This is a genomic window from Mesobacillus subterraneus (genome assembly GCF_003937825.1).
Taxonomy (GTDB): Bacteria; Bacillota; Bacilli; order Bacillales; family Cytobacillaceae; genus Mesobacillus; species Mesobacillus subterraneus.
In genome coordinates this window covers 13,719-37,021 of sequence record NZ_RSFW01000025.1, presented here as the reverse complement: position 1 = coordinate 37,021, position 23,303 = coordinate 13,719, and the positions used below count along the sequence as shown (strand labels likewise).

Below are 23,303 nucleotides of genomic sequence, written 5' to 3'. Positions count from 1 at the left end.
CTTCATTTTATTTTACATGCCGTATTGACGTTGATCCTCATCAAATAAATCGTCGAGTGAGCTCAATGTGCCATCTTCCTCGACTTGATGGGTATGGATCAGGCCTTTATCCAGAGACAGTTCAATGAAGCAGTTCCAGCAGTAATATTGGTTGATACCGATTTTACCGATATCCTTGCTTTTGCAATTCGGGCAACTTAACATAAGGACACCTCATCTCGATTATACAGTGACGATGATGGCATCCTTTCCGATTGCAGGGGGATCCGTGGTTTTGACCACACGCTTTCCATTCGCGATATCCGAAAAAAAGCCATCCGTTAATTCGTACCCTACAATCGTGCCCAATTCTTCATGAAAATATACGTCCTCCAACAGTCCAAGCTGTTCTCCCTCTTTGGAAAGGAGCATTTTGCCAGCAAGGCTTTGGTGGTGTTCGAATGTGAATTCCGGTTCTGTCTCTATTGACTCCAATGCAGACTGGTCTTCAACCATGATTCCATCGTCACCGAAAGAAGCGACCGCATCGATTCTTATTTGAAACGTTTTCTTGATGAACGCACCCTTTTTTACAAGTAAGCCTACTACGCTTCCATCACTTGAGATGCTAATGTCACAAACTTCGCCCAGTTTTTGACCATTTGCCAATTCATACACAGGTAACCCCTTCAAAAGTGAAAATGTCCGCAAAAGTGTGTCCCGCCTTTCCGAACACTCTTAGTTTCCGCTCTCATATGGGGAATCATGAGGTGTAAGGTTTTCCATTGAAATCGTTTTTTCAAAAAGCCATGGATCTTGTCATCTTCGGACATTTTTACTGCTCCACCGGATTTTGTCCAAAGTCCTGCCATCTTCGGACATTTTCACTACGGCTCCACCGGATTTTGTCCGAAGTCGGGCCAATCCTAAAACAGCCCTAAAAAAAGAATCCGCTGATATCCTTCCAGCGAATTCTTATGCTTCCTCCATAAAATCATATGGTGTCAGGCTGCCCATCCCAATCATTGGGTCTGCATTTCTGATGATTTCGACATAATCAGCCTCTTCCGGATCCCCAGCTGTAACAGACCGCTTTGCTCCATCCCCGTGCTGTTCCTGTGCTTTCTCAACTCCATTAAGGTCTGGCAGCATCTGAGCAAGTCTTTCGACAAGTGTCGTGTTCCTCTGGTTATCGTCCCCGCGCTCAATCCCCATTTTCAGGGCATCTTCTTCACCTACAAGAATCAGGAACTGTTTGCTTCTCGTGATTGCGGTATAAATCAAGTTCCTTCGCAGCATCCTGTAGTAGCTTTTTACGACCGGCAGAACGACAATCGGAAATTCACTTCCCTGCGATTTATGGACGGAACAGCAATACGCATGAGTGATTTGGGATAGATCCGGCCGGTTATAGGTTACCTCAATGCCTTCAAAGGAAACGATGAGCTGGTCTTGTTTCTCGGTATTTTCCTTTGCGTAAAAAATCGCGACAACTTCGCCCATATCTCCGTTAAAAACATTGGCCTCAGGCTGGTTAACCAATTGGAGAACCTTATCGCCAATCCGGTATTTCACATCGCCAAAGGCAAGCTCTTTCCGGGATCCATCGGAGTTCGGATTGAATAATTCCTGCAGAAGCTCATTCAGTCGGTCAATCCCGGCAGGCCCGCGGTACATCGGAGCCAATACCTGTATGTTTTTTGGTGAATAGCCCTTCTTTTTCGCATTGGCGACAACCTTTTCGACTACTTGGGGAATCTGGCTGGTATGACACTTAATAAAAGAACGGTCTGGCTGCTGGGCCGAAATATCATCAGGCAGAAACCCATTTTTAATTTGGTGGGCCAATTCAATGATGGATGATCCTTCTGCCTGCCGATAAATATCTGTCAGCCTCACTGTTGGAATGCGGGCTGAATCCAGAAGATCCTTCAGCACCTGTCCCGGGCCAACCGAAGGGAGCTGGTCTTCATCCCCCACAACGATCACCTGGATATGGTCAGGAAGAGATTTAAACAGTTGATGTGCCAGCCACGTATCGACCATAGAGGTTTCATCGATAATCAGAAGTTTTCCTTCAAGAGGCTGATCCTCGTTATGTTCAAATCCATCCGCTCCATTCCAGCGTAAAAGTCGATGGATTGTCACCGCAGGCAGGCCAGTCGACTCGGTCATCCGCTTGGCCGCTCGTCCGGTTGGTGCCGCCAGCAGGAAGGGATAGGGCTCCTCTTTTTTATAATCTTTTGGATCCAAAGAACACCCATGCAGCTCTGCATAGAGTTCAACGATTCCTTTGATTACCGTCGTTTTTCCGGTACCGGGACCGCCAGTCAAAATCATCATCGGCGACATCAGTGCTGTCTGGATTGCTTCCTTTTGGCTTGGGCCATATTGGACACCAAGGCGTTCTTCCAGATTTCCAAGCGCAATCAGGAATTCCGATTCAGGGAACTGGTCCTCATACTCCGTCTGCTCAAGAATCCGTTTAATGCTGTTTACCAGCCCTTTTTCGGAAAAATAAAGCGATGGAAGATATAATTTTTGTTCCTCGGCAATCAGCTTGCCTTCTTCTCCGAGTTTGATTATTTCCCTTGATATATCAGTAAAATCAATTTCGATATTCTGGTTGTCTTCAAGGAGTTTTTTCACATCCAGCAGCAGGGCTTCTGCCTCCATATAGACATGGCCGCCCTGAAGGCTCGAATTCTCAAGGGTATACAGGCAGGCTGCTTTGATCCGGTCTGGGTGATTCCCGGTCAATCCCAGCTGGCCGCCAAGTTCGTCCGCCCTTCCAAAGCCAATTCCTTCGATATCTTCAACCAATTTATAAGGGTTGTTCTGGATGATCTCGATTGCTTGTTCCTTATAAACCTGGTAAATCTTCATCGAAAGCTGTGGTCCAAAACCATACTGATTCAAGGCAACCATCACCTGCTCCAGTCCCTGGTGCTCCATCAGCGCATCGTAAAGCTCTTTCGCTTTGTCAGGTGCGAGTTTCGGTATCTGATCAAGGACAGATGGGTTCTCGATAATCCTGGTGATCGCCCTTTCCCCAAGTGTATCAACGATTTTCTCTGCTGTTTTCTTTCCAATCCCCTTAAACAGGTCACTTGACAGATAGCTGACGATTCCCTGCTTTGACTGGGGAAGGTCCTTCCTGAAGTGGGTTGCATGGAACTGCACGCCAAACTTTGGATGCTCTTTTACTTCACCAAAGAAGATATAGGTCTCCTGCTCATGGATCCGGGGGAAGTACCCTGTTATGACAGCCTCTTTATCTTCGTACTGTTCATTCGTTTCCTCGACCCTGATTCGCAGGACTGTATAAAGATTTTGCTCATTGTGAAAAATCGTGACGAGATGTTTTCCTTTCATGAACTTGCCCTGTTCAGAGAACAAATCAAGACTGTCCTGTTTTTCCAAAGTTCCTTCCCCCCTTTACACAGCACTGTAACTTAAGACATTTTTCGCAGATTCTGTTGCTTTAATGGTCCAAAAGTAAAAATTGGCCTTTGAATTTTTTTATTCATCGTTAATTGAGGAGCTAGCAGCAAGAAAAGAATCCCTACGCCAGTTAAATCTCACAGTCGAAAAAACAACCAATGCAAAATAGCCTGACTTAGTGAAGATCTTTGCCTTCAATCAATTTTTTACCGTTGCCTGCAAGCAGATGGTCTGGCTGGACATCAAGGGCGCGATTGAACATTTCCAGGGCTTTTTCGCCGTCTTCTTTATAGCCATAGGCAACTCCAAGATTGTAGAGGGCATCTGCATGCTGCGGATCAAGCTCAATTGCCTCCTCAAGCACTTTGATCGCTTCATCGATCACGCCTTCTCTGGCAAGACAAAGTCCATATTGGAAGTGTGCTTCTGCATCTTGTTCAAGAAGCTCCGTACTGCGCTGCAAATAAGGCAGAGCCAGCCTGCTGTTGCCCAGCTGCGCAAGGCTCATGCCGAGCATGAAAAAGTTATCGCCTGTTTCCAGCCCTTTTTTCAAGGCAGTTTCATACATGTTCTTTGCTTCTTCAAAATTTTGCTCATCATAATAAACGCCACCCTTGCTGTAGTAAGCCGCGGTCGCATTTTCATCAAGGGTGATGGCTTTATTGTAAAAATTAATCGCTCTTTCATTATCCCCGACTGCTGTCAGGACATTTCCAAAATTTATGTATGCTACAGGGTCATTTGGCTGTGCCTCGATTGCTTCCATAAAAGCCTGGGCAGCCTCTTCCCATTTCCCTTCCTTCATCAACTCAATGCCTGTCTGGTTTTTATCCATTTTGGTCACTCCATTCCTCTTGCAAGTATATCATATTTTCACCGGTACCTCCTTGACAAAAACAATCCCCGGCGAAGCTAGCCCGCCGGGGTTAAAGTCAGGATTAGCCGACATATGTCAATTTGTTGCCATCCTTGAAAATCTCATCAATTGTGCCGCCGCCCAGACACTCTTCTCCATCATAGAATACAACAGCCTGTCCGGGAGTAACAGCCCTGATCGGTTCCTTAAATAGAACTTTGGCAGTGCCGTCTTCATGGAGTTCAACTGTCACCGAATTATCTGGCTGGCGATAGCGGAATTTAGCGGTGCATTCAAAAGTTTGAGGCTTCGGTTTATCCGATACAAAGCTGACATTGACTGCCGTAATGCTGTCTGAGTAGAGAAGCTCATTATGGAAACCCTGTTCCACGAGCAGTACGTTGCGATCAAGGTCCTTGCCGACAACAAACCATGGTTCCCCAGAGCCGCCGATGCCAAGACCCTGCCGCTGGCCGATTGTATAGTACATCAGGCCATCATGCTTGCCTTTAACTTCTCCGCTCATGGTTTCCATATTGCCCGGCTGCGCTGGCAGGTAGTTGCCGAGGAATTCTTTGAAGTTCCTTTCGCCGATAAAACAAATTCCAGTGCTGTCTTTTTTCGTCGCCGTGGCAAGGTTCGCTTCCTTCGCCAGTTCCCTCACCCGTGCTTTTTCCAGATTACCGATCGGGAAAAGCACTTTTTCCAGCTGGCTTTGGCTCAATTGGTTCAAGAAATAGGTCTGATCCTTATTTTCGTCCAATCCCCGCAGCATTTTTCGTTCCCCGTCCCAGTCCTCGACTCGGGCATAGTGGCCTGTTGCCAGGTAATCCGCTCCGAGATTGACGGCATGCTCGAGGAATGCCTTGAATTTAATTTCCTTGTTGCACATGACATCCGGGTTCGGAGTCCTGCCTGCTCTATATTCATCGAGGAAATAGGTAAAAACCTTATCCCAATATTGCTTTTCAAAATTGACTGCATAATATGGAATGCCAATCTGGTTGCAGACGCGGATTACATCCTCGTAATCCTCCGTTGCTGTACACACGCCGTTTTCGTCCGTGTCATCCCAGTTCTTCATGAAGATGCCGATGACATCATAGCCCTGCTCCTTCAAGAGCAGCGCAGCGACTGATGAATCAACACCACCCGACATTCCGACAACCACTCTAGTATCTTTAGGTGATTTTTCCATTATGCTTCACCTCTTTTCTGTTCCTGTAACTTATTTTGCCCTTTGCATTAATGATTTTTCGCAAGCCGCTGAACTATTTTAGCAGTTCCTTCGGCTGCCTTTTCAACCTGGTCTTTTGTTATGTTCAAACCGAAGCTGAAGCGGATTGAATTGACGATCCGATTGGATTCTTTGCCAAACATGGCAACAAGTACATGCGATGGGTCGATTGAACCGGCTGTGCATGCGGAACCGCTTGAAGCTGCGATTCCTGCAAGATCAAGGTTCACCAGCATGGCTTCGACATTCGTACCCGGAAAGCTTAAGTTTAAAATATGAGGCAGAGAATTATCAAGCAATCCGTTCAGCTGGAAAGAGATTCCGCTGTTTTCGAGTATGCTGATGAACGCAGTACGGAACTCATTATAGGAATTTCTTTTGCTATCCATATCTTTCACTGAAAGCTCAACAGCTTTCCTGAAGCCGGCGATCGCCGCTACATTTTCGGTTCCTGCCCGGCGTTTCCGCTCCTGTTCCCCTCCAAAAAGCTGGCGTGCCAGTTTGATTCCATTCCGGATGTAGAGGAATCCAATTCCTTTTGGACCGTTGATTTTATGCGCAGATACTGACAGCATATCCACCTTCATCTCATCCACATCCAATTTCTCAATGCCATAAGCTTGCACAGCATCTGTATGGAAAACAGCTTGATGGTCTGCAAGCCGCTCACCAATTTGTTGAATAGGCTGGACTGTCCCAACTTCATTGTTTCCATACATGATGGTGACAAGAATGGTATCATCCCTTAAAGCCTGTTCGAACGCTTCCATAGAGACGAGGCCGTTTTCATCCACGGGAAGGTATGTAACCTCAAATCCCCGTTTTTCCAATTCCTCACAGCTATGCAAGACGGCATGATGCTCAATTTGCGTCGTAATGATATGCTGTCCTTTTGAACGATTGTTTTCGGCATACCCAATGATCGCAAGGTTGTCAGCTTCCGTACCGCCGCTCGTAAAAATGATATTATTAGCTGTGGCGCCAATGCTAAGCGCCAGCTCATGCCTGGTCTCATCAAGTATTTTCCTTGCCTCGCGCCCAAAATGATGGATGCTGGACGGGTTGCCAAATTCCGCTTCCATTACTTTTATCATAGCTTCGAGGACATCAGGGTGAATGGGTGTCGTCGCTGCATGGTCCAAATAGATTCTTTCCAAAGTCTTACCCTCTCTTCAGAAGATTATTGTAGATGTTTTTTTGCCTTATTAGTTTGGCAATAGATCAACCAAGCTACTAAATATAAAACATATAGGCATCAGACTCACCGAAGTTGTCGGTGTGGTTAGCAAGGTCTTCAATGGTCGTATTATCAAGCACATCCTTGACTGCGTCCCTGATGCGTGTCCAGAGTTCGCGCTTGGCAGGCTCTTCGTCCTCGATGCCCTCTACGATGCTGATTGGCCCCTCCAGCACACGGATAATGTCACCAGCTGAAATTTTTGAAGGTTCTGATCCGAGGATATAGCCTCCATAAGCTCCCCGAATGCTTTTCACAAGGCCCGCATTCCTGAGCGGGGCCACCAACTGTTCCAAATAATGCTCCGATAAGTCATTCGTTTGCGCAATGGATTTGAGAGAAATCGGGCCTTCCCCATATTTCTTGGCAAGCTCGATCATGATCGTCAATCCGTAGCGGCCTTTCGTCGATATCTTCATAATGCACCTCGATAAAAATCGTTATATTATTTAATGCCCCATATGGCATTCACTTACTTTAAATATTACCAAAATCCTCAGTCAATAGGTAGGCTTTTGCCATTATAGCACAAATTGCATGGACAATGCGCAAGCGTCCGGTTCATGGTATTGTATAGATACGAATATATGTTTTTATTGGAGCGATGGAAATGAACCTTAAACCTCTTGCTTTCAGGATGAGACCGCGGACGATCGACGAAGTCATTGGCCAGTCCCATCTTGTAGCTGAAGGGAAAATCATAAATCGAATGGTAAAAGCACGTCAATTGTCTTCCATGATCTTATACGGTCCTCCCGGTATAGGAAAGACATCGATTGCAAGCGCAATTGCCGGCAGCACCAATTTTGCCTTCAGGACTCTCAATGCAGTGACAAATAATAAGAAAGACATGGAGGTCGTTGCAGCCGAAGCAAAAATGTCTGGCAAGGTCATCTTGCTTCTGGATGAGGTTCACCGCCTTGATAAGGCCAAGCAGGACTTCTTGCTTCCATACCTGGAGAACGGGATGATTGTCTTGATTGGCGCAACGACGAGCAATCCTTATCACGCAATCAATCCTGCCATCCGCTCAAGATGCCAGATCTTTGAGCTTAAGCCGCTGGAACCAGAGGATTTAAAAAAAGCATTGCGGCGAGCAGTGGAAGATGATGAGCGCGGCCTTGGGAATTTAAATATTAACATGACAGAAGAAGCGCTCACACATTTTGCGACCGCATCAGGCGGTGATGTCAGAAGCTCATTAAATGCGCTCGAACTTGCTGTGCTTTCGACACCACCAGGCGAAGACGGAGTCATCCATATTGATGAAGCAGCCGCAGAGGAATGCATGCAGAAAAAGAGTCTCGCCCATGATAAAGACGGTGATGCCCATTACGATGTGCTTTCAGGCTTTCAGAAATCAATCAGGGGAAGCGATGTGAATGCCGCCCTGCACTATCTTGGCAGATTGATTGAAGCAGGCGACCTTGTCAGCATCAACAGGAGGCTGCTCGTGATTGCATATGAAGATGTTGGTCTCGCAAGCCCGCAGGCTGGCCAGCGGACGCTTGCGGCAATCGAAGCGGCAGAAAGGGTTGGTTTCCCGGAAGCGCGGATTCCCCTTGCCAATGCGGTCATTGAATTATGCCTATCACCTAAATCCAATTCGGCAATCATGGCGATTGATACCGCTCTTTCCGATATCCGTTCAGGCATCAGCGGCGAAGTTCCTGACCATCTGAAGGATGCTCATTATAAAGGAGCAAAAGACCTTGGAAGAGGTGTTGATTACCTTTATCCGCATGATTATGAAGGCGGGTGGGTCAAGCAGCAGTACCTTCCAGACAGGATCAAGAACAAGGTGTACTATAAACCAAAGAAAACCGGGAAATTCGAGCAGGCCATCTCGACGATCTACGAAAAAATCATGGGCCATAAAAAATGACAGCGCAAAAAAGCGGACAGTCCACCAATGGGGGTCTGTCCGCTTTTTTATTGTGCTGCCTCTTAGCTGTTCACGCGCTTTATTTCTATATCTTTAAGCAGTTCTGATACCACATGGCTGGCCATGATCAGCCCTGCTACAGATGGTACAAATGCATTTGAGGATGGCGGCATTTTCGCTTTGCGGATTTCCGCATTGTCATTGCCTACTTCTTTACGAACATCTTCTCTGATCACGATTGGACTTTCATCAGAAAACACAACAGGTACTCCCTTTTTGATGCCCTCTTTGCGCAAACGCGTCCGAATGACTTTTGCCAGCGGGTCGGTATGTGTCTTGAAAATATCGGCAATCTGGAATCTCGTAGGATCCATTTTATTCGCCGCACCCATGCTGGAGATCATCGGAATCCCTCGGTTAAGAGATTCCTTGATGATATGAATTTTATAGGAAATCGTATCAGAAGCATCCACGATAAAATCCAGACCGTACCCAAAGATTTCTTCATATGTTTCTTCTGTATAGAACATTTTTAGCGCAATCACTTCACAGTCAGGGTTGATATCCTTGATCCTGTCACGCATCACTTCTACTTTCTGCTTGCCAACGGTTGATAAAAGCGCAATCAGCTGGCGATTGACATTGGTAATGTCAACATCGTCCTTGTCGATCAGCACAAGCTTGCCCACCCCGGATCTCGCCAGAGCTTCAGCTGCGAAGGAACCAACGCCGCCGATTCCCAATACTGCTACCGTCGCATTTTTCATTATATCGAGGCCTTCCTTGCCGATGGCCAATTCATTTCTTGAAAATTGATGAAGCATCCAATCTCACTCCAAATAAAAGATTAATGTTACTATCTATACCCGCTTTTGAATATAACATACACGGCGTTAAATTCAAGTATTTTTATAGGAATTAAAGTGTATGTTTTTGGATATTGATTGAAAACGGTGTGAAAAGCCATGCTTGTAGACTATTGTTTGATTATGACCGACTGAAACTATGCGTTTTCTCCAATTTGTGTCTGTCATCAAATCGGATCCCATCTATTCAATCTCACTGCAAAACAACAAAAGCGCAAGCGCCTTGTTCAGCCCCGACAAGCACTGGAGGGCCGACCGGTGAAGTCGTTCTTTGACTTAATTGGGCGGACCGAAGTGACTCGAGGGGCTAGGCGCTGAAGCTGAATTAGGAAAACTCATATATTTATCCACAACTAAATTATTTTGTAATTTCCTAGACCACAAAAAAACCATGCAGCTGCATGGTTTCATGTTGTCGTATGTAGGAAGAGTCCCAATCGTGCCGTCGTGTTGGATGCCTTCGTCTTGAACCCGCTCTCAGCAGGTGGGTGCCCTGTTCCGGATTTCTGTAAGTCCTCTAGCCAGAGGCATTTACGCGGCCCGAAAACGCGGACTCCCGAAGGATAGATGTTAGGTCAAAACTTCAGGTTAAACAACGAACACATCAGGACTCTTCTTTTGTTGTTATTATAGTACCACAGCCTTCAATGAAGTTCAAGGATGTGGATACTGGATATTACTGGTCCTTTTTAACATTTAATGACAAATGCAGCTCATCCAGCTGCGCTCCGCTTACTTCGCCCGGGGCATCTGTCAGCAGGTCGCTCGCGCTTGCTGTTTTCGGGAAAGCAATCGTATCACGCAGGTTTGTTCTGCCGGCAAGGAGCATCACCATTCTGTCCAGCCCAAGGGCAATTCCGCCATGTGGAGGTGTTCCGTATTCGAATGCTTCAAGCAGGAATCCGAATTGCTCGACGGCCTGTTCCTTTGTAAAACCGAGGACGGAGAACATTTTTTCCTGAACATCTCTTTCAAAAATCCTCAAAGATCCTCCGCCCAGCTCATACCCGTTCAATACAAGGTCATAAGCCTGTGCTTTCACATTAGCCGGATCGCTCTCAAGCAATGGTAGGTCTTCACGTGCAGGCATTGTGAATGGATGGTGTGCCGCGAAATAACGATCCGCTTCAGCGTCGAACTCCAATAGCGGCCATTCCGTAATCCACAGGAAGTTGAATTTGCTCTGGTCGATCAGGCCGAGTTCCTTACCAAGCTTCAAACGCAATGCACCAAGGGCATCTGCGACCACTGATTTCTGATCAGCAACGAAGAGAAGGAGGTCTCCAGCTGAAACTTCAAGCTTGGCTTTGAGTGCTGCTTGTTCTTCCTCTCCAAAGAACTTGGAGATTGGTCCTTTCAGTCCATCTTCTTCTGCTTTCAGCCACGCAAGGCCTTTCGCTCCGTATACAGACACGAACTCTGTCAATGCATCAATGTCTTTACGCGAGTAGTTTGCTGCAGCACCCTTAACATTGATTGCTTTAACCTGGCCTCCATTGGCCACTGCCGAAGCAAAGACTTTGAATCCTGAATCCTTGACTGACTCTGACAGGTCCACCAATTCCATCGCGAAACGAGTATCCGGCTTATCGGAGCCATAGCGGTTCATAGCCTCTTCATAGCTCATGCGCGGGAAAGGTTCAGTAACTTCCAGACCTTTAACATCCCTCATGACCTTTTGCATCATTTTTTCTGTCAACCCCATGATGTCTTCCTGGCTCATGAAGCTGGTTTCAATATCGATTTGGGTGAATTCCGGCTGACGGTCTGCACGGAGGTCCTCATCGCGGAAGCAGCGGGCAATCTGGTAATAACGCTCAAAGCCGCCAACCATCATCAGCTGCTTAAAAATTTGCGGCGATTGAGGAAGAGCGTAGAACTCTCCAGGATGAACACGGCTCGGTACCAGGTAATCCCTTGCTCCTTCAGGTGTGCTCTTTGTTAAAATTGGAGTTTCAACATCAAGGAAGCCTTCGCCATCAAGGAAATCGCGAATCGCTTTTGTCACCTGATGCCTCATTTTAAAGGTTTCGAACATAACCGGACGGCGGAGGTCCAAATATCGATACTTCAAGCGCACATCTTCTGAAACATCGGTTTTATCTGCGATCACAAATGGTGTCGTTTTCGCTTCATTGATGATTGTCAGATCCTCCACCTGGATTTCAATCTTCCCAGTTTTGAGGTTTGGATTGATACTTCCTTCGCTTCGGGCAATGACTGTCCCTTTTACGTCAAGTACGTATTCGGTACGCACCTTATCTGCAAGGGAAAGAGCCTCTTGCGATACATCTGGATTAAAGACGATCTGCACAAGACCCGTTCTGTCACGCAGGTCGATAAAAATCAGCCCGCCAAGGTCCCGGCGCTTCTGCACCCATCCTTTAAGCGTTACCTTTTCACCAATCGCCTCTTCTGTTACTTCACCGCAAAAATATGATCTCCCAAACATCTAAACTCCCCCTCTACTTACAGATCTCCTTGAATTTTTCAATAAAATCCTCCAGCGGCAGTTCCACTTGATCTCCGTCCGCCATCGATTTCAGGTTGATTTTATTCGCTTTTAATTCGTCTTCTCCCAGTACAGCTACAAATCTGGCATTCATTCTGTCAGCTGCCTTGAATTGCGCCTTTATTTTCCGGTCCTGGTAATCTCGTTCTGCAGAGAACCCTGCCGCTCTCAGCTTATGGAGCAGGCCTACGGTATAATCCTTTGCTTCTTCCCCAAGGGAGACGAGATAACAATCGATTCCTTCCTTTAAGGGAAGCTCGACACCTTCAGCATCAAGTGCCGCAAGAAGCCTTTCGATACTTAGAGCAAACCCGATTCCCGGTGTTTCAGGTCCGCCGATTTCTTCAACCAGACCGTTGTATCTTCCGCCACCGCAAAGTGTTGTGATCGCTCCGAAGCCTTCCGCATTGCTCATGATTTCAAACGCAGTATGATTATAGTAATCCAGCCCGCGCACGAGATTTGCATCCACTTCAAATTCGATCCCCAAATCTGTAAGATATTTTTGCACTTTAGCAAAATACTGTGCGGAATCGTCAGTCAAGTAATCGATGATGGAAGGCGCTGATTTCATCAGCTCATGGTCCCGGTCCGCCTTGCAATCAAGAATCCGCATTGGATTCTTTTCCAGACGATTCTGGCAATCGCTGCAGAATTCCCCGATTCTTGGTTTAAAATGGTTAACCAGTGCCTCTCTGTGAGCAGTACGGCTCTCTTTGTCCCCAAGGCTATTCACTACCAGCTTCAACTTTTTCAGTCCGAGTTCCTGATAGATACCCATCGCCAATGAGATGACTTCAGCGTCAATCGCCGGGTCAGCGCTCCCCATTGCCTCTACACCAAATTGGACAAACTGGCGGAAACGGCCTGCCTGAGGGCGCTCATAGCGGAACATCGGTCCCATATAGTACAGCTTGACAGGCTGGTTCGGGCTTCCGAACATTTTGTTTTCGACAAATGAACGGACAGCTGCTGCCGTTCCTTCTGGCCTTAACGTGAGGCTGCGGTCTCCCCTGTCGGTAAATGTATACATTTCTTTTTGGACGATGTCCGTTGTATCTCCTACGCTTCGCTTGAACAATTCTGTATGCTCAAAAATCGGAGTCCTGATTTCCCGATATTGATATCTTTCGCAAAGTTCTCTCGCTTTTGCCTCAATCAGCTGCCATTTTTCTGATTGGCCAGGCAAAATATCCTGTGTGCCGCGCGGAATATTGATTTGATTCGACACAGTACATCCTCCTCCATAAAAATCCATTTCATTATGTATTGTTTTACGAAAATACAAAAAAGCCCCCGATCCCTTGCCATCATAACAAGGGACGAGAGCTTTGATTCCCGTGGTGCCACCCTAATTGAAGCGCATGAAGCACTTCCACTTTAACAGTTAACGCCTGCTTACGTTCTACCCTAATGATGGCATCACAGCCATGTTCAGAAAGAATCCTACGGAGTGTTCATTCACCGGGTCATCATGCAGAAATGCTTCCAGCCAAGGCATTTCCTCTCTTGCCACTTGTTTCCTGGCTACTATGCTCCATCAACGGTATGTTTTCGATATAGCATTTTATTTATATTATAATACGGAGACAATTTTACAATGTCAAGAACAAATCATGAACGTTCCAGCTGTTTTTTCAGTTTTCTGACGTCGCGCAGGCTCAGCCCGAATTCGGAAGCCAGTTCGATCATATGTGAGCTCTGTTCTTTCTGGATAAAATCATGAAAATCGACACCGAATAATTGATTTTCCCCGAACGAAGCGGAATTTCCTTTTTCGCTGAATCTCATGGCAATCACCTTCCAATCGTTTGATGCCTTCTATTCTTCCCACACTCGTAAAAATTTTTCATCGTTTTCAATAACTTTTTTTCTTGCCAGGGTTAAATTGAAAAAAGTTCAACTTTAATTTTTGACACCCCTTTCCGATATAAGAGAAAAGTCCTCGTGATTTTACCGGTAATTTCCGGTAATATATTTTTAAAAGGGAGATTGTCTTTTCGCAAAACCTCTCAGACATCCGAGCATGACCTTAAACATTACTAAATCTATACAAAGGGAGGGAGATCATTGCCCAAAACGAGAATGGTTCCTGTCATCCTCTGCTTATTGCTCATATTCGGGAGCCTGCCAGCCATAGAAACGGCAGGGGCGGACAATGGAAATGTCACCATTACAGCTACAAGCCTAAATGTCAGGTCCGGTCCCGGCCTGAGTTATCCAGTAGCTGGATCGGTAAAAAAGGGAGAGAAGTTTTCAGTCATCAAACAGGAGGGCGATTGGATCCAGATCAGCCTTGGAGGCAGCAAAAAAGGCTGGGTGGCCGAATGGTTCACTTCAAAAGATGCTGTTAAACCCGCTGTATCACAAAGCTCAACTGCCAGCACAGGCAGCATAACCGCAAACGGCCTGAGGGTCAGGAAAGGTCCTGGAACCAACCATCCGGTCATCGGTTCGCTGAACAGCGGACAAGCCGTCGAGATCCTCAGTTCAAACGGCAGCTGGGCAGAGATAAAAACGCCTTCAGTGCGTGGCTGGGTATCAAAGGAATACATAACAGTAAAAGAGAATAAAAGCCAAAGCACTTCGTCCAGCAGTCCAAAAACTAATGGGACGGTCAATGCCACTTCCCTGAATGTCCGGGAAACTCCATCGCTAAGCGCAAAAACAGTTGGACAGTTAAAAAAAGGCGCCATCGTCCCAGTCCTGTCCCAAGCGAATGGCTGGGCTGAAATAACCTACTCCGGCAAGAGCGCATGGGTAAGTGCCCAATTTTTAACGTTCAGTTCCGCAACTCCTTCAAACAGCGAAAAACAAACACCTGCCGCTCCTGTTAACCACTATACCGGAACAGTGACGGCATCACAGTTGAACGTTCGTGACCGGAATACACTAGACGGCAAAGTTGTCGGTTCCGTCTCCAAGGGCCAGAGCTTCAAGATCCTCGAGGAGCAAAATAATTGGGTGAGGATTGAATATAAAGCAGGCAAAACCGGCTGGGCTGCCGGGTGGTTTTTCGAAAAGAAGACGAATGGAACACAACAATCTGCACCAAGCCAATCAGTTAAAAACAGCAAGGTTTCAATGCTCCATAACGGAACAAATATCCGCAAGGGGCCTGGGACCGACACTTCGGTCATTTATCGTGCAAACCAGGGAGATGCGTTCGATATCCTTAGTGTTGAGAAAGATTGGTATAAAATTGCCCTTCCAAATGGGACAACTGGCTTCGTCGCCGGATGGATTGTCACGGTTCAGGGAAATGCCCCTCAAATCGAAAAGCCTGGGGCGGAAAAGCATACAAAGAATCGTACCGTCGTCATCGACCCAGGACATGGCGGCCGGGATAATGGCACGACAGGTGTAAGAGGCACCCTGGAAAAAACTTTGACATTGAAAACCGCCCAGATTCTGTATGACAAACTTAAAGCTGCAGGCACGAATGTTGTCCTGACAAGAAATAATGACACTTATATCTCGCTGGGCTCAAGGGTCAGCAGCTCTCATTACCATAATGCCGACGCATTCATCAGTATTCATTACGATAGCATCAATGATCGAACTGTCCGAGGCATGACAACCTATTATTACAATTCAAAACAAAAGCCGCTGGGTGAACAAATCCATTCCTCCGTCGTCAGCAAAACGATGCTGAAGGACAGGGGCACCCGGTTCGGTGACTATCATGTCATCAGGGAAAACAGGCAGACAGCCGTGCTGCTTGAGCTTGGCTATTTAAGCAATCCAGCTGAGGAAATGCTGGTAAATACCCCGCAATACCAGGAAACCGTCGCAAACGGCATTTTTGAAGGGCTTGCGCGGTATTTTAAAAACAACTAAGCAAAAAGAAGGTATCCATGTGGATACCTTCTTTTTGTTGCGTTACTTACTATCAATGATCAAAGTGACCGGGCCGTCATTTGTCAGCTGTACGTCCATCATCGCTCCGAATACACCGGTTTCTACCTTGACCCCTTTTTCCTCGAGGAAGCGATTGAAAGCCTCATAGATGGAATTGGCATGATCGGGCTTCGCAGCATCCATGAAATTGGGGCGGCGTCCTTTCCGGCAGTCTCCATAAAGAGTGAACTGGGAAACGGATAGAATCTCCCCGCCCACATCGAGCAGGGAAAGATTCATCTTTCCTGCCTCATCCTCAAAGACTCTCAGATTGGCAGCCTTCTCCGCAAGGAATTCCGCATCCTTTTCCGTGTCCTCATGGGTAACGCCCACTAAAATGACAAACCCTTTGGTAATCGAACCGGTAACTTCCCCATCTACGGTCACTTTTGCTTCTTTGCTTCTTTGTATAACTAAACGCATGTCCAAAACTCCTTAAATCATGGCTGAATTATCTGACCAGAGCTAAGCCTAATCTGATAGGTTAAAAATGCTCATGAAAAAAGCTCGCTATAAAAGCCTAACTCATCATCCTTCTGACAGCATAGATGTCAGGGATTTGTTTTATCCGGTCCACGACCTTCTGCAGGTGGCTGACATTATGGATGGCGATCGACATATTGATCGTGGCCACTTTGTTCCTGTCAGATTTCCCGGACACCGCGGTAATGTTCGTCTTTGTTTCATTTACAGCCTGCAGCACTTCATTCAGCAGGCCTCTGCGGTCATAACCGCTGATCTCAATATCGACATTGTATTCCTTGCGATCATTAAGGCCCGTTTCCCACTCAACCGGAATCAGCCTTGCCTGTGCATCCTCGGTATGGATGTTTGTGCAATCTGAACGGTGGACGGACACGCCCCTCCCCTTTGTGATGAAACCAACAATCTCATCCCCAGGTACAGGATTGCAGCAGCGTGATAGCCTGATCAGCAAGTTATCAATTCCAGAAACTCTGACACCGGACTCCCTTTTCTTCGCAGGAGAAAAAGCCTTGAGCTCGGAAACCGCATTTGAAATGTCTTTTTCCTGTTCAAGATCCCGCTTTTTGCGGAGTTTTTCGGTCAGCCTGTTGGCAACCTGGAGTGCAGTGATTCCGTTATATCCAATGGACGCGAAAAGATCTTCTTCATTTGTAAAATTGAATTTATCGGATACTTTTCTAAGATTTTCGGAAGTCAGGATTTCTTTTACATCAAAATCCATATTCCGAATCTCTTTTTCTAATAGCTCCCGGCCTTTTTCTACATTCTCATCCTTCTGCTGTTTCTTGAAGAATTGGCGAATTTTGTTCTTCGCCTGGGAGGTCTGGGCCAGCTTAAGCCAATCCTTGCTCGGTCCGTAGGAATGTTTGGAAGTCAGGATTTCAATGATATCTCCTGTCTTCAGCTGGTAATCAAGTGTGACCATCTTGCCATTGACCTTGGCACCAATCGTTTTGTTGCCGATTTCCGAATGGATTCTGTACGCAAAATCAATCGGAACCGATCCTGCAGGCAATTCAATGACATCACCTTTTGGAGTGAAAATAAAAACCATATCAGAGAACAGGTCAATTTTAAGAGATTCCATAAATTCTTCTGCGTTTGCCGTATCATTCTGGAACTCAAGGATTTCCCTGAACCAGGATAGTTTCGTTTCAAGGTTCGATCCTTCCGCAGGCTTGCCCTCTTTGTATGCCCAGTGGGCCGCCACCCCGAATTCGGCGATCCGGTGCATTTCATCCGTCCTGATCTGGACTTCGAGCGGATCTCCCTTAGGTCCAATTACGGTTGTATGAAGGGATTGGTACATGTTCGGTTTTGGCATTGCAATATAGTCTTTAAAGCGTCCAGGCATAGGCTTCCAGCAAGTATGGATGATTCCGAGGATGGCATAGCAGTCTTTGATGCTGTTGACAACAATCCGGACAGCAAGCAAATCATAGATTTCGTTGAATTGCTTATTCTGCAGCACCATTTTACGATAAATGCTGTAAATATGCTTCGGTCTGCCGGAAATTTCGGCTTTGATTGAAACCTCATTCAGCCGATCCTTCACTTCATCAATAACTTCATCCAGATACTGTTCACGCTCTGCACGCTTCTTTTTCATCAGATTGACAATACGGTAATATTGCTGGGGATTCAAATAGCGTAAAGCTGTATCTTCCAATTCCCATTTAATCTTCGAGATTCCGAGCCTGTGTGCCAGAGGCGCAAAAATTTCAAGTGTCTCATTGGAGATCCTGCGCTGTTTTTCAAGCGGCAAATGCTTCAAGGTCCGCATGTTATGCAGCCGGTCAGCCAGTTTAATCAGGATGACCCGGATATCCTGAGCCATGGCGACGAACATCTTGCGGTGATTCTCCGCCTGCTGCTCTTCATGCGATTTATACTTGATTTTCCCTAGCTTCGTTACGCCATCAACGAGCATTGCGACTTCATCATTGAAGGCGTCACGAATATCATCAAGTGTGACAGCAGTGTCTTCAACGACATCATGAAGGAATCCGGCCGCAACCGTAGCAGGATCCATCTCGAGGTCGGCCAGGATGCCGGCAACCTGAATCGGGTGGATGATATACGGTTCCCCGGACTTCCTGAATTGGTCATGATGAGCCTGTTTGGCGAATTCATATGCTTTTCTTACCAATTCTACATGCTCAATATTCAAATAAGATTTTGTACAGTCAATGACTTGTTCGGCCGTCATTACCTGGTCATTCGCCATAGGATCACCTTTGTTTTTATTTCGTTATATTAATCCGCCATTCTATTGGCGGGAACCATTGAATTAATCAGCAAGCGATAAAAATCCTTTATATACAATAATTATTCTTATAAAGGATTGTTACTATTATCAAAGAAAAAATCGAAGATGTAAAGAGAAAGGAAGAGATTTTAGATCAGAAAATAAAAAAATTGTCGAAAGTTATTGGTTTTCCATCAATATGATCATCTAATAATTAGATCTTGTGTTGAAGAAAGTGTTTTTTGTTTTATAAGAAAAGGGCACTTCGGAATGAAGCGCCCAGTCTGATTAGAATTCCATCAAAGTTAAAATGTCATAGCCATCTAGTTTCTTGCGGCCATCAAGATAAGTAAGTTCGATCAGGAAGGCGATTCCAGCAACGATTCCACCCAGTTCTTCAACCAGCTTGATTGTTGCTTCAATCGTTCCGCCAGTTGCCAGCAAGTCGTCCGTGATCAGGACTCTTTGTCCCGGCTTGATCGCGTCCTTGTGAATGGTCAGCACATCGCTGCCATATTCAAGGCCGTAATTTACCTTGATTGTTTCGCGCGGAAGCTTGCCTTCTTTCCTTACTGGAGCAAAACCTACTCCATGTGCATAGGCAACCGGACACCCGATGATAAAACCGCGGGCTTCAGGACCTACTACAAGGTCGATTTGCTTTTCACGGGCATAGGCCACAATCTGGTCTGTTGCATATCTATATGCCTCGCCATTATCCATTAAGGTAGTGATGTCCTTGAACTTAATGCCAGGCTTTGGCCAATCAGGAACGATTGTTACGAATTGTTTCAAATCCATTGAATAATTGCCTCCTCATTTTTCACCGGCTCTTGAATGAACTGATCAAACCAGCTCTTCAACTGCTCATACGATGAATAGAGCAGCTCGTTTTCAAGAGCGAATGCTTGCACCTTGTGCTGATATGTTTTGGATTCAGAGAGGTCCCTTTTCGGGACATCTTTTTCTAGTGAAATAAACCCATTGTTTATTTTAACAAAATCTAGTTCAAAAAACACCTGTGACATAAATTCTACCGTTTCTTTTGTCCAGCCCCTGTGCTTGGCTAATTCGCCGCCATATCTTTTAAGGTCAAACGGCCCCTTCTTTGCCAGAAAAGCATAGAACCATTTGAAGTGCTCCCGGGTCGGCAAAGTGGTAAAGAAATCGCTGTTTTCTTTGTAAAAATGGGCATAAACCCTTCCCGGGTTCTTGCCTGTAAAAAGTTTGGCCAGCAGATCCTTGGATGGCGGAAGATCCAGGAGAACGACGTAAGCCTGCTCCATCCCCAGCTGTTCAGCTGCTTCCCCATTGTCCACATGCACTAGTGAATCTCCAAATATCGCCGAAAACTTTTCTTTCACTTCAGAATTGAACAGGACCCATTTTATATGGTCACCAGGAACCATTTCCGGAAGCTTCTCTATTCTTTTCAGTCCACGGTAGTCAAACAGCTGCCATGACTTGACAGCAACATCTCTTAAAAAGATCTGCGGTTTCTTGTTATTGTTCCATTCATTAATCGACAACTCCCCGATGACAGAAAGTTTGGAACTAGGAGAGATATGATCATGTAAATAACCGAACCCAAAACCGATCCCATCAATTACTTTCCCTTCATTTTCTATGGCAAGCTTCAGATGGGACTGGTCGGCGCCTATCTTTCTCAGTGTTGAAATATTGGCGCCGTCAATCAGCACCATCGGTTTAGGGTTGCTCACTCCGTATGGTGACAATAGCCCGAGTTCATTTATTGTATCAATCGTAATTTCATTAATATCAATCTTCGCGTCAATATTAGAGACAGGAATCAGGTCCTCTTCGGTCAGCTGTTCCTTCGCGAGTTCATTCAACCTGGTTCTTAACTCATTGACATGTTCAAGCTGCAGCGTCATGCCCGCAGCCATGGGATGTCCCCCAAAATGAGGGAGGATATCTCTGCAGGTAGAAAGGTTTTTGAAAAGATCGAATCCGGCTATGCTTCTGGCTGACCCTTTGGCAAGTCCTTTTTCCTTGTCAAAACTCAGGACAATCGTAGGGCGATAGTATTTCTCAACCAGCTTGGATGCAACGATCCCTATGACACCGGCATTCCACCCTTCCTTACCTACAACCAGGACAGAATTGTCTGCCACAGGGAAATGTTTTTCCACTTCTTCAATGGCTTCCCTGGCAATTTCAGCTACAATGTTCTGCCGCTCTTTATTGATTGCATCAATTTCTTCAGCAATCATCATCGCTTCTTCCGGATCTGAGGTCATCATCAATTGAACAGCCGGATCCGCGCTGCCGAGACGTCCCGCAGCATTGACACGAGGTCCGATCAAGAAACCGATCGTTTCTTCATCGATCGTCGAACGGTCTGTATTCGCAAGCTTCAATAATGCATGCAACCCAGGAGTTTGGCTTGTTTTCAATTTTGCGATCCCACTCTGGGCAATCTGTCTGTTTTCTCCAAGCAGGGGTACCAGGTCGGCAATGGTGCCAATCGCGGCAAATTCCAATAAATGCTCCGGCAGTCTTCCCAATAAAGCATGTGCGACTTTAAATGCGACACCTACTCCGGCTAAATCCTTAAACGGATAGATGCTGTCCTCAAGCTTTGGATGGATGATTGCAAAGGCATCTGGAAGGACGGGTCCTGGTTCATGGTGATCCGTAATGATCAAATCAATGCCAAGCTCTCTAGCCACATTCGCTTCATGAAGAGCTGAAATACCTGTATCAACTGTTATGATCAGCCTAATTCCGTTTTCCGCGGCTGACTTAAATGCTTTTTCATTTGGGCCGTACCCTTCTGTAAAACGGTTAGGTATGTAGTAGTCGGCATTCGCCCCTATTTCCGCAAGGGCTTTCATCATGACCGTCGTACTGCTTACACCATCTGCGTCGTAATCACCAAAAACCAGAATAGGCTCCTGGGTTTCAACTGCTTCATTGATTCTCTTGACAGCTTTGTCCATATCCTTCAGCAAGTACGGATCATGGAATTGGCTTTTTTGTGCAAATAAAAAATACCGGGCATCTTCCACGGTATCCAGTCCGCGATTTACGAGCAGAGAAGCAGTCAATTGATTAATGTTCAGATCATTCGCGAGTATCTCTGTTTTTGTCTGGTCAGACTTTTTTACAATCCACCTGGATTTTGGCTTTAACATACGTTCACCTCTCAGCTTTTTCATTATACAAAAGCAGCGGGACTGTTTCAATGACAATGAATGTTAATAAGCCTTTTTCGTACCATGTAACATCTCTTTAGCAGAGGGAGTTACGTGCAAGCAACCTTCTATAGTAAAGTAGTCAAAATAAAAATGGCAGCACCTGTTGAGATGCTGCCACTTTTCTGTCCGCTTAATGAATATCCTCGATATCATAAGCCTGCTCCTCCTGAGGAGTGCCTTTTTGGGCAAGCTGTTCCTCAAGCGCCTGGTTTCTCTTTTTCAATGACTTTACTTCTCGCTGGAGCATATACACTCTGAGCATACCGAAGGATCCAATAATGAACCCGCCCATCAATACCGAACTTAAGATAACCAAAATAAGCGGCCATTCTGATACACCGAATAAATAATTGACGGTTACAGGATTGACATTTATGACTGCGAAAACCGCTACGATCAGCGCGAAGGCGAGCGCCAGCAGCAAGGTCCATTGGAATTTCATGTTTCTCCTCCCCTTCTTATCTATTGAATGTCCACAGTGTCTTCGAAGTTGCCGTCCTCGCTGTATGGATTGATGTGCACTAGGACATTCTGGACATTCTTGTTTTCCATCAGCTTCTTTTTGACACATTTTCCGATTCGATGCCCCTGTTCTACGGTTATATGAGGATCAACTGAAATTTTCAAATCAATGATCACATAATGTCCGTGCTCTCGGGCATGCAGCTCATCCAATTTTTTCACTTCCGGAATCGATTGAACAACATTCCTGAATTCTTCCGTATCTTCATCATGAAGAACATGGTCAAGTGTATTGTGGATGGATTCCTTTCCGAGCTTCCACGCCATCCTGATGACCAGAAGCGCAACGAGCAGACCTGTCACCGGGTCAGCATACTCAAGCCAGCCGATTCCTAGTTTCCCCCCGATGACGGCAGCGCTGATCCCCACCAGGGCTGCAATGGAAGAATACACATCGGACCTATGTTCGTAAGCATTTACAATAAGAGCATCACTCTTCAACTGCTTACCAAGCTTGTATTTATACCTGAACATTCCCTCTTTGGCGATAATTGAAACGACAACCGCAACGATTGCGATGGCTTTTGGTGCCTCGATCGGCTTAAAGAAAGCTTCGAAGGACGAGCGCCCGATTTCGACGCCCACCAGCAACAGCAGCACAGCTACGATGATTGCAGCAATCGACTCTGCTTTCCCGTGTCCATAAGGATGGTCCTCATCCGGTGGTGCTTTTGCTGCTTTAAGGCCTATGTATACAGCTAATGAACCCGCGACATCGGAGGCTGAATGAACAGCATCCGCTACTAGCGCTTTACTGTTCGCATATATCCCGATTCCCCATTTCAATGCTGCCAGCGCAATATTCCCGACAACACCAACCATTGCGGCGAACTCTGCTTTTTTAAAACGAACGTCCTTTTCCAATGGCAAAATTCCTCCCTGTCAAAAGCTTTGATCCATTCCGTCAGCT

At 46.1% G+C, this 23,303-nt stretch carries 19 protein-coding genes, 1 other RNA gene and 1 other annotated feature; of the genes, 2 read left to right on the top strand and 18 right to left on the bottom strand.

Annotated features, from left to right (window positions below; genetic code table 11):
• Positions 1-12: 12 nt before the first annotated feature.
• From EJA10_RS19620 to cymR, 7 genes are all read right to left on the bottom strand, one after another.
• Positions 13-204 carry a hypothetical protein gene (locus EJA10_RS19620; RefSeq protein WP_125481727.1) on the bottom strand — a complete coding sequence of 64 codons (192 nt, stop codon included), beginning with the start codon at positions 202-204 and terminating at the stop codon, positions 13-15.
• Positions 205-222: 18 nt separating this feature from the next.
• Entirely contained in the window at positions 223-690 is a 468-nt protein-coding gene (locus EJA10_RS19615; RefSeq protein WP_125481726.1) for a PRC-barrel domain-containing protein, read from the bottom strand.
• Positions 691-954: 264 nt separating this feature from the next.
• On the bottom strand, positions 955-3,402 hold the full coding sequence (gene recD2, locus EJA10_RS19610) for an SF1B family DNA helicase RecD2 (RefSeq protein ID WP_125481725.1): 2,448 nt from the start codon (positions 3,400-3,402) through the stop codon (positions 955-957).
• Positions 3,403-3,598: 196 nt separating this feature from the next.
• The gene (locus EJA10_RS19605) at positions 3,599-4,258 is read right to left on the bottom strand and encodes a tetratricopeptide repeat protein (protein WP_125481724.1); all 660 of its coding nucleotides are present in this window, start codon (positions 4,256-4,258) and stop codon (positions 3,599-3,601) included.
• Between the two features lie 103 nt (positions 4,259-4,361).
• Positions 4,362-5,477 (bottom strand): tRNA 2-thiouridine(34) synthase MnmA, encoded by a 1,116-nt coding sequence (gene mnmA / locus EJA10_RS19600; RefSeq protein ID WP_125481723.1) that lies wholly within the window; start codon positions 5,475-5,477, stop codon positions 4,362-4,364.
• A gap of 47 nt (positions 5,478-5,524) precedes the next feature.
• Complete coding sequence (locus EJA10_RS19595) at positions 5,525-6,673, bottom strand: cysteine desulfurase family protein (protein WP_125481722.1); 1,149 nt, start codon at positions 6,671-6,673, stop codon at positions 5,525-5,527.
• 76 nt (positions 6,674-6,749) lie between these two features.
• On the bottom strand, positions 6,750-7,172 hold the full coding sequence (cymR, locus tag EJA10_RS19590; protein ID WP_125481721.1) for a cysteine metabolism transcriptional regulator CymR: 423 nt from the start codon (positions 7,170-7,172) through the stop codon (positions 6,750-6,752).
• 191 nt (positions 7,173-7,363) lie between these two features.
• Between cymR and EJA10_RS19585 the strand changes: the two genes are divergently transcribed.
• Positions 7,364-8,638 carry a replication-associated recombination protein A gene (locus EJA10_RS19585; protein WP_125481720.1) on the top strand — a complete coding sequence of 425 codons (1,275 nt, stop codon included), beginning with the start codon at positions 7,364-7,366 and terminating at the stop codon, positions 8,636-8,638.
• Between the two features lie 62 nt (positions 8,639-8,700).
• Here the strand turns inward: EJA10_RS19585 and EJA10_RS19580 are convergent, their stop codons facing one another.
• From EJA10_RS19580 to EJA10_RS23550, 5 genes are all read right to left on the bottom strand, one after another.
• A complete protein-coding gene (locus tag EJA10_RS19580) occupies positions 8,701-9,462 on the bottom strand; it encodes a tRNA threonylcarbamoyladenosine dehydratase (RefSeq protein ID WP_125481719.1) in 762 nt (253 codons plus the stop codon).
• Between the two features lie 468 nt (positions 9,463-9,930).
• A non-coding RNA gene (gene ssrS / locus EJA10_RS19575) (6S RNA) lies at positions 9,931-10,118 on the bottom strand.
• A gap of 62 nt (positions 10,119-10,180) precedes the next feature.
• A complete protein-coding gene (aspS, locus tag EJA10_RS19570; protein ID WP_125481718.1) occupies positions 10,181-11,956 on the bottom strand; it encodes an aspartate--tRNA ligase in 1,776 nt (591 codons plus the stop codon).
• A gap of 13 nt (positions 11,957-11,969) precedes the next feature.
• Positions 11,970-13,247, bottom strand: a complete 1,278-nt coding sequence (gene hisS / locus EJA10_RS19565) for a histidine--tRNA ligase (protein WP_246017882.1) — start codon at positions 13,245-13,247, stop codon at positions 11,970-11,972.
• 84 nt (positions 13,248-13,331) lie between these two features.
• Positions 13,332-13,569, bottom strand: a binding site (T-box leader).
• 61 nt (positions 13,570-13,630) lie between these two features.
• Entirely contained in the window at positions 13,631-13,807 is a 177-nt protein-coding gene (locus EJA10_RS23550) for a hypothetical protein (RefSeq protein ID WP_170169200.1), read from the bottom strand.
• Between the two features lie 279 nt (positions 13,808-14,086).
• Here EJA10_RS23550 and EJA10_RS19560 point away from each other — a divergent pair, with 279 nt between their 5' ends.
• Positions 14,087-15,856, top strand: a complete 1,770-nt coding sequence (locus EJA10_RS19560) for an N-acetylmuramoyl-L-alanine amidase family protein (RefSeq protein WP_125481717.1) — start codon at positions 14,087-14,089, stop codon at positions 15,854-15,856.
• A gap of 42 nt (positions 15,857-15,898) precedes the next feature.
• Here the strand turns inward: EJA10_RS19560 and dtd are convergent, their stop codons facing one another.
• The 6 genes from dtd to EJA10_RS19530 form a co-directional block, all read right to left on the bottom strand.
• On the bottom strand, positions 15,899-16,339 hold the full coding sequence (dtd, locus tag EJA10_RS19555) for a D-aminoacyl-tRNA deacylase (RefSeq protein WP_125481716.1): 441 nt from the start codon (positions 16,337-16,339) through the stop codon (positions 15,899-15,901).
• Positions 16,340-16,436: 97 nt separating this feature from the next.
• Entirely contained in the window at positions 16,437-18,629 is a 2,193-nt protein-coding gene (locus tag EJA10_RS19550; RefSeq protein WP_125481715.1) for a RelA/SpoT family protein, read from the bottom strand.
• A 309-nt stretch (positions 18,630-18,938) separates the two neighbouring features.
• Positions 18,939-19,451 (bottom strand): adenine phosphoribosyltransferase, encoded by a 513-nt coding sequence (locus EJA10_RS19545; protein WP_125481714.1) that lies wholly within the window; start codon positions 19,449-19,451, stop codon positions 18,939-18,941.
• Positions 19,442-21,808, bottom strand: coding sequence for a single-stranded-DNA-specific exonuclease RecJ (recJ, locus tag EJA10_RS19540; protein ID WP_125481713.1), 2,367 nt, complete (start codon positions 21,806-21,808; stop codon positions 19,442-19,444). Before recJ ends, EJA10_RS19545 begins: the two co-directional genes overlap by 10 nt.
• Before the next feature lie 193 nt (positions 21,809-22,001).
• A complete protein-coding gene (locus EJA10_RS19535; RefSeq protein ID WP_125481712.1) occupies positions 22,002-22,313 on the bottom strand; it encodes a LapA family protein in 312 nt (103 codons plus the stop codon).
• Positions 22,314-22,333: 20 nt separating this feature from the next.
• A complete protein-coding gene (locus EJA10_RS19530; protein WP_125481711.1) occupies positions 22,334-23,257 on the bottom strand; it encodes a cation diffusion facilitator family transporter in 924 nt (307 codons plus the stop codon).
• Positions 23,258-23,303: the final 46 nt, after the last annotated feature.